Source organism: Desulfofundulus thermobenzoicus (assembly GCF_009428905.1).
GTDB lineage: Bacteria > Bacillota > Desulfotomaculia > Desulfotomaculales > Desulfovirgulaceae > Desulfofundulus_A > Desulfofundulus_A thermobenzoicus.
Genome location: NZ_WHYR01000046.1, coordinates 23,120 through 30,036 on the forward strand (window position 1 = coordinate 23,120; position 6,917 = coordinate 30,036).

Sequence of the window (6,917 nt, forward strand, 5' to 3'; positions counted from 1 at the left end):
AGATTTTCAGCACAGCCGGCGTCGACCTTCTTGCCTCCGGTCGCAGCCAGTAACGCCCTGGAGAACAATCAGGCTTTGCTGAAATGACCGCGGGGGCCGCCTACATTCTGGAAGGCGGAATTAAAATTGCGGTACAGGGACTTGTAATCGGCAATACGGTGCCACTTCTTGACAAATCCCGGCGGCAGGTCTTCCCGCAAAGTTACCTGCTCCCAGCCCCCGGGCAGGGGAAAGGCATAGTAGGGCCTATCCTTCGGTACGCCCCGGATGAAAATCACCTGGGGCACCACCCATTCCAGACGGGCCAGATAAACCCGGTGCATACCGTCGCAAATAATGTTGAAGACCGATCCGTCCGCCTCCACCGACTCCTCGATTACCGGCGGCAGCACATCCACGGGCTGGTCGTAACCATCCAGGTAAATGGTTACGTAACCGTTTAAGCCGAACAGATCCACCCCGTGCCGGGCCAGTTCCCACTTCAGCCGGCGCACCTTCTGCAACTCCCCGGTAAGAACGTAGGACTGGGCCGGCGCCAGATGGCTGGTGTGCAACCTTTCCAGGGAGATGTACACATCCCGGTAGATATAACACTCCGGATCGGTAAGCATGGTCACCCGGCGCAGTCTTTCCATCAACTCGCCGGCGGAATGGGATATTACTTTAATTATCTCCATATCCATAAGAGCTAACCTCACTGGTAGTAATAGTTTTCGGACTGTGTCAGGGGACTGTGTGTCAGGGGACGGTTCTCTGTCACGCCGCCTGCTCTATGGGTATTTAACCAGAACAAAATGTGTCAAGGAACCGTCCCCTGTCACACTTGTCACACTGACACACCGGAACCGCTCCCTGACCTACTGGTTACCAGGTCAGTTCCGCCAGGGCGCCGGGCACTTCGCCGATATGGGCTACAATCCGGTCCGGCCGCGGCCAGTTTTCCATAAGCACCGCAGCCGCAGCCCGGTATTCCCGCTCGGGCCGGCACAGCACCCAGATGGTACGCAATCCCAGTTTTTTGGCCGGCAATATATCCCGGTCGTATGTATCCCCCACCATTATGGCATGGCAGGAATCCACACCCAAACCCTCCAGGGCGGCCAGAAAAATCTGGGGGGCCGGTTTGCGTTTCCCCACCCGGAAGCTCAGGGCGGCAAAATCCACCCGGGAAGCGATTTCCGGGCAGGCATGCAAAAACGCCCGGTAATAGGGCGCCCAGATGTCCGAAACCAACCCCACCGCATAACCCAGTTCCTTTGCCCGGACCACCGCCTCCGTGGCGCCGGGTATCTCCACCGCCGCCGATTCCTGTTCAACCCAGAGGCGGCACACCTCCTCCTCCCGGACTTGCCCACCCGGCACCAGGCCGGCCAGGGCACAGCATACTTCCGCCGGGCCAGGATAATTGCGGCACAGGAGCACCTCCGCCACCCGCCGCTCCTCCCCCGCCGGCAGGTCCAGCATCCGGGCCACCTGTGCGGCCGGGGCACTGGACGGCCCGGTGACCAGTGTGGCCCCCAAATCAAAAAGAACGGCCCGTTTTCGGCCCATGCTCTCCCCCCCGGGGCAAAATAATAACATCTAACAACAGTCTCGGTTCCGACCGTATTCCATAAAACAGCCAGGTAAGCCAGGGAACCATCCCCTGACCCAGTCCGCACAGTTGGGTGATGCGTGTCAAAGAACCGTCCCCCTGACACACGTGTCAAAGAACCGTCCCCCTGACACACTGACATGGCGCGGCAGGGCTTACCTTTCCCATAAATCCACCTGCACGCCGTGGCGGCGCAAAAACTCTATACCTTCGTCGGTGCCCCGGTAGTCCCGGCGCACCACCACCCGCTGCAGGGCACAGGAAACGATCAATTTGGCACAGGTTAGGCATATGTCCGCGTTGACGTACATGGTGCCTCCCTGCACGGCCAGGCCCCTTTTGGCGCACAGGCAGATGGCGTTTTGTTCCGCATGCACGCAGGGCTTGTAGTCTTCCCGCCCGGCCAGGTCCTTCAAACAGCTGCCCCTGTCACAGCAGTGGACCTCGCCGCTGACCACCCCGTTGTAGCCGTGGGAAATGATGCGCCGGTCCACCACAATCACCGCCCCCACCCTTTTGCGCAGGCAGGTGGAACGGCGAGCAATGACATCCACCACTTCCATGTAAATGTCATCAAAGGACGGTCTCTCCGGCAAGTGACAAACCCCCTTTGCCGCCCCGCCGGCAAAATCCACTATAGACCAGAACTATTGCACACGGCCGGCGCAGGGGCTACTCATACAGCGGGTAACGCCGGCACAGCTCCACCACCATTTCCCGCACACCGGCCAGCCGGTCGGGATCTTCCCGGTGGATGAGAGCCAGGCGGATAATTTCAGCGATGGTCTCCATGTCCCGTTCCACCAGACCCCGGGTGGTTACGGCGGGCGTGCCGATGCGAATGCCGCTGGCCACCGCCGGAGGCTGGGGATCAAAGGGCACGGCGTTTTTGTTCACCGTGACGCCCACCGAGTCCAAAACGGTTTCCGCCTCCCGGCCCGTTACCCCCTTATTGCGCAGGTCCACCAGCATCAGGTGATTATCGGTGCCCCCGCTGACCAGCTCAAAGCCCCTTTCCATCAGGGCGGCGGCCAGCGCCCGGGCGTTTTGCACAATCCGCCGCTGGTATTCTTTAAACCCGGGCTTCAATGCCTGACCCAGGGCCACGGCCTTGGCCGCAATCACGTGCATCAAAGGGCCGCCCTGGACGCCCGGGAAAACTGCCTTATCAATGTCCCGGGCGTACTTCTCCCGGCAGAGGATCATGCCGCCCCGGGGACCCCGCAGGGTTTTGTGGGTGGTGGTGGTGACCACGTCGGCATAAGGCACGGGGCTCATGTGTTCCCCGGCGGCCACCAGGCCGGCAATGTGGGCCATGTCCACCATCAGATAGGCGCCCACCTCTTCGGCAATCTCCTGAAATTGATAGAAGTCTATGGACCGGGGATAGGCGCTGGCCCCGGCCACAATCATCCGGGGCTTGTGCCGGAAGGCCGCTTCAAAGACCTTTTCGTAGTTAATGCGCCCCGTTTCCTTTTCCACTCCGTAAAAGGCCACCTGAAAGTATTTCCCGGAAAAGTTCAAGGGGCTGCCGTGGGTGAGGTGCCCCCCGTGGGCCAGGTTCATACCCAGAATGGTATCGCCCGGTTCCAGCAGGGCGTAATAAACCGCCAGGTTGGCCTGGGCGCCCGAATGGGGCTGTACATTCACATGTTCCGCCCCAAAGAGCTGTTTCGCCCTGGTAATGGCCAGTTCCTCCGCCACATCCACGAACTGGCACCCGCCGTAGTAACGCCGCCCCGGGTATCCTTCGGCATATTTGTTGGTCAGCACCGAGCCCTGGGCTTCCATCACCGCCCGGCTGGTGGCGTTTTCCGAGGCAATGAGTTCCAGAGTATGGCGCTGGCGGTCCAGCTCCAGTTCAATGGCCCGGGCAATTTCGGGATCCGCCGCGGCCAGTGGCCCGTTTAAATCCATCAATATTTCCTCCCCACCACATCGGTTGTGCACGAAAAAATTCTCGCTTTCAGCTTAAAAGCCAGGGCGTAATGCCCTGTTCTTTAGCAATGCGTAAAATGTTGCACCGCGGCCGGCTTGAAAAGGACCGGCGGCACTACCTGCCGGCATGGCAAGCCCGGGCCGGTATCACCCCTGGCACCGGCAATACTTCTTTTCGATTTCACTGATTTTATTTACCCGGCGGGCATGGCGGCCGCCGGCAAAACCGGAGCCCAACCAGACCTGAACGATTTCCCTGGCCAGACCGGGGCCGATGACCCGCTGGCCCATGGTCAGAATATTGGCGTCATTATGTTCCCGGGAGGCCCGGGCGGAAAAGGTGTCGTGGCAGAGGGCGGCCCGGACGCCCGGCACCTTGTTGGCGGCAATGGCCACCCCAATGCCCGTGCCGCAACATAAAATGCCCCGGTCGAATTCCCCCGACCGCACCGCTTCGGCCACCACCAGGGCCAGGTCCGGATAGTCCACCGCCTCTTCGGAAAAAGTGCCGAAATCATGGTAGGGCACTCCCTTTTCCTCCAGGAGGGCCACCACTTCCCCTTTCAAACGAAAACCCCCGTGATCGGCCGCCACAGCCACCCGCATGGAAATTGCTCCTTCCCTCAGTATATCCTTCTGTTGTGTGCGCTGGTTACTTATTTCTACAAAAAGTATCATTTTCCTTCCCCGATTCCCGCCCGGAAAATAAGTTAAGCTCCCCGCACCGCCGCCGGCACTCCACCATGTCCTTCGCTCCGAACACGACCGCGTCCCGCCATTGGCCTCCCCGGCCGGCATTAAAAGGGTGACATGGCTGGATTATTGTTTTTCCCGGTCCTTACCCCCGCCGGTGTAACGTTCCAGGGCCAGGCCGACAAGCATACGCAACCCGGCGGCCACCCGGCGGTAAACTTCCACCGGGGCGCCCACGGGATCGGGCACGTCACCCGCCCGCCCGGCATATTCGGCCAGGGTAAATACCTTCCCCGCCTGATCCGGCGCCAGTTCCCGGACCATTTCCCTGTGGGCGGCAGTCATGGTCAGCACCAGGTCGGCTTCTTCCACATCCCGGCGGGTGATGGGCCTGGCCCGGTGGGCGCCCAGATCCAGGCCCATTTCCTTCATGGCCTGCACGGCACCGGGGGAGGCTTCCATGCCCGGCAGGGCACCTACCCCGGCTGAAGCCACCGTTATCTCCCGATCCAGCCCCTTCCCGGCCAGCATATCCCTGGCCAGGACTTCGGCCATGCTGCTGCGGCAGGTATTGCCGGTACAGACAAAGAGGATCTTTTTAGTCATAAACCATTCCCCCAATCACCCTGGCGGGGATAAGACACCCCGGCCGCTTCGATTTAACATTGGGAGACTGTTGATACACCAAATGGAGATATGGCAATCGTCCCTCAAGGGGGCTGGCGAACCGGCAGCGGTTTGTACCGGTATTAGCCGGCCAAAATCCATAGTAACGGCAGTTCCCGTTACAAAAATAGTTTTACCCCGATGCCCAGAAGGATTAATCCCCCCAGCAGTTGCGCCTTTTCCCCCACCCGGCGCCCCAGATAACGGCCCAGCAATAAACCGGAGAGGGTCATTAAGCCGGCCACCAGACCAAAGAGGACCACCGTCAGCAAAAGGCCCGTCCGCCGGGTGCCCAGGGTAAAGCCCACGCTCAGGGCATCCATGCTTACACTGGCTCCCAGCAGAAACAATCCCCCGGTGTTCAACAGCATAATGCGGGGCGCATCCTCCGGGTCCCCCCGCAGGGCGTTGTAAATCATGCGCACTCCCAGGTAGAGAAGCAGCAGCGCCCCGGCCACGGTGGCCGCCCGGCCCAGGATGGTACCGGCCAGTTCCCCCACGGCAAAACCTGCCAGGGGCATGGCAATGTGAAAAAAAAGCACCGTTAAAGTGATCAGCCATATCTGCATATGCCGGACCCCGACCATGCCGATGCCCAGGCAGAGGGAAAAGGCATCGGTGCCCAGGGCCACGGCCAGCAAAAAAACCGTTGCGAACTCCACCCCAAAACCCCCACCGCTCAAACTTCTCACAACCTCATACCGGGCAACCGCCGCCGGGCCCCCGGCAGGGGCCCTTTTGCCCGTCGACCGGCGGAATTACACCAGCAATACTTTACCCGCAAAGCTGCCTGAACAGCAATCACGGGCCATGGCGGCCAGGGCCGGTCCGGCGATGCGATAATTTGGAAGTGCTGCCCCGGAGCCGTTATCACCCGGCAGGGCATACTATCCGGCAGCTCCCGCCCTGCCGTATGCCATCGTGCCATCGGGCCGTCGGCGGCGGGCGTGTCAAAGAACCGTCCCCTGACACACTGACACACATGGGGATTCACACCCGCTGAATATTTCCGCCGGCGGCCCGGCGCAACCGGTTCATCACCGCCAGACCCATTCCCCGGGGTTCAATTCCCTCGGCCAGGATGATGTCCACCGGCATTTCGTCAAACCGGCGCAAAAGGGCAAAAAGCCGGGCGGCAATGGTGGAGGGCTTATTGCGCTGGCCGGCCACCACCACCTGCCCCTCCCGGTACAGAGGGGCCGTTTCCGCGCTGGCCAGAATGCCCACCCGCCGGCCCCGGGAAAGATATTCCCGGGCCAGTTCCTGCACCCGGGCGGTAACCCGCCCGGGATCCCCTTCTACCAGTATCAGGGGAGTCCTGGGGGCATAATGACGGTATTTCATTCCCGGGGAGCGGGGGCGGTAGCCGGCCGCGGGACGGCCACCGTTACCGGCCCTGCCGTCAACGCCCGGATCCAGGCGCACCCGCCCGGTGATGCCGGCGATTTCCTCCGCGGTAACCCCGCCGGGACGCAGGATGACCGGCACATCACCGGTTATGTCCAGTACCGTGGACTCCACACCTATACCCGCCGGTCCCCCGTCCAGAACGACCTCCACCCGCCCGCCCAAATCCGCCAGCACGTGCTCCGCGCTGGTGGGGCTGGGGCGCCCCGAAAGGTTGGCGCTGGGAGCGGCCACCGGCACCCCGGCGGACCGGATCAGGGCCAGGGCCACAGGGTGGTCGGGCATGCGTATACCCACCGTATCCAGCCCGGCGGTCACCTCCCGGGGAACGGCTGCCGCCGCCGGCAGCACCAGGGTCAGCGGACCGGGCCAGAAGGCGTCCATCAGCTGCCGGGCGTGGGCCGGCACCCGGGCGACCAGGGGGTCCACCATTTCCCGGGCAGCCACATGGACAATCAGGGGGTTGTCCTGGGGGCGCCCCTTGGCTTCGAAAATGCGGGCCACAGCCCGGGCGTTCAGGGCATCGGCCCCCAGACCGTAAACCGTTTCGGTGGGAAAGGCCACCAGCCCGCCCCGCCGCAAAATTAACCCGGCCCGGGCCATAACGCCGGGGTCGGGC

The 6,917-nt window shown here is 62.1% G+C and carries 8 protein-coding genes; all 8 read right to left on the reverse strand.

The window, feature by feature from the left end:
* Positions 1 to 68: 68 nt before the first annotated feature.
* Positions 69 to 683 (reverse strand): hypothetical protein, encoded by a 615-nt coding sequence (locus GFC01_RS14165; protein WP_243137600.1) that lies wholly within the window; start codon positions 681 to 683, stop codon positions 69 to 71.
* Between the two features lie 181 nt (positions 684 to 864).
* Positions 865 to 1,551: an HAD family hydrolase gene (locus GFC01_RS19810; protein WP_194174965.1), complete on the reverse strand. Its 687-nt coding sequence runs from the start codon at positions 1,549 to 1,551 to the stop codon at positions 865 to 867.
* Positions 1,552 to 1,749: 198 nt separating this feature from the next.
* The gene (locus GFC01_RS14175; protein WP_152947824.1) at positions 1,750 to 2,190 is read right to left on the reverse strand and encodes a deoxycytidylate deaminase; all 441 of its coding nucleotides are present in this window, start codon (positions 2,188 to 2,190) and stop codon (positions 1,750 to 1,752) included.
* 76 nt (positions 2,191 to 2,266) lie between these two features.
* Positions 2,267 to 3,511, reverse strand: coding sequence for a serine hydroxymethyltransferase (locus GFC01_RS14180; RefSeq protein ID WP_152947825.1), 1,245 nt, complete (start codon positions 3,509 to 3,511; stop codon positions 2,267 to 2,269).
* A 168-nt stretch (positions 3,512 to 3,679) separates the two neighbouring features.
* On the reverse strand, positions 3,680 to 4,138 hold the full coding sequence (gene rpiB, locus GFC01_RS14185) for a ribose 5-phosphate isomerase B (protein ID WP_152947830.1): 459 nt from the start codon (positions 4,136 to 4,138) through the stop codon (positions 3,680 to 3,682).
* Between the two features lie 213 nt (positions 4,139 to 4,351).
* Positions 4,352 to 4,831, reverse strand: coding sequence for a low molecular weight protein arginine phosphatase (locus GFC01_RS14190; RefSeq protein ID WP_152947826.1), 480 nt, complete (start codon positions 4,829 to 4,831; stop codon positions 4,352 to 4,354).
* A gap of 179 nt (positions 4,832 to 5,010) precedes the next feature.
* Positions 5,011 to 5,553 carry a manganese efflux pump MntP gene (locus GFC01_RS14195; protein ID WP_341474004.1) on the reverse strand — a complete coding sequence of 181 codons (543 nt, stop codon included), beginning with the start codon at positions 5,551 to 5,553 and terminating at the stop codon, positions 5,011 to 5,013.
* Between the two features lie 328 nt (positions 5,554 to 5,881).
* Positions 5,882 to 6,917 (reverse strand): L-threonylcarbamoyladenylate synthase (locus GFC01_RS14200; RefSeq protein ID WP_207707626.1); only part of this gene is annotated, 1,036 nt, incomplete at its 5' end.

Excerpts from the sequence above, each read along its gene's own strand:
- GFC01_RS14180 (WP_152947825.1), bottom strand. The coding sequence starts at position 3,511 with ATGGATTTAAACGGGCCACTGGCCGCGGCGGATCCCGAAATTGCCCGG.
- rpiB (WP_152947830.1), bottom strand. The coding sequence starts at position 4,138 with ATGCGGGTGGCTGTGGCGGCCGATCACGGGGGTTTTCGTTTGAAAGGG.
- GFC01_RS14165 (WP_243137600.1), bottom strand. The coding sequence starts at position 683 with ATGGATATGGAGATAATTAAAGTAATATCCCATTCCGCCGGCGAGTTG.
- GFC01_RS19810 (WP_194174965.1), bottom strand. The coding sequence starts at position 1,551 with ATGGGCCGAAAACGGGCCGTTCTTTTTGATTTGGGGGCCACACTGGTC.
- GFC01_RS14190 (WP_152947826.1), bottom strand. The coding sequence starts at position 4,831 with ATGACTAAAAAGATCCTCTTTGTCTGTACCGGCAATACCTGCCGCAGC.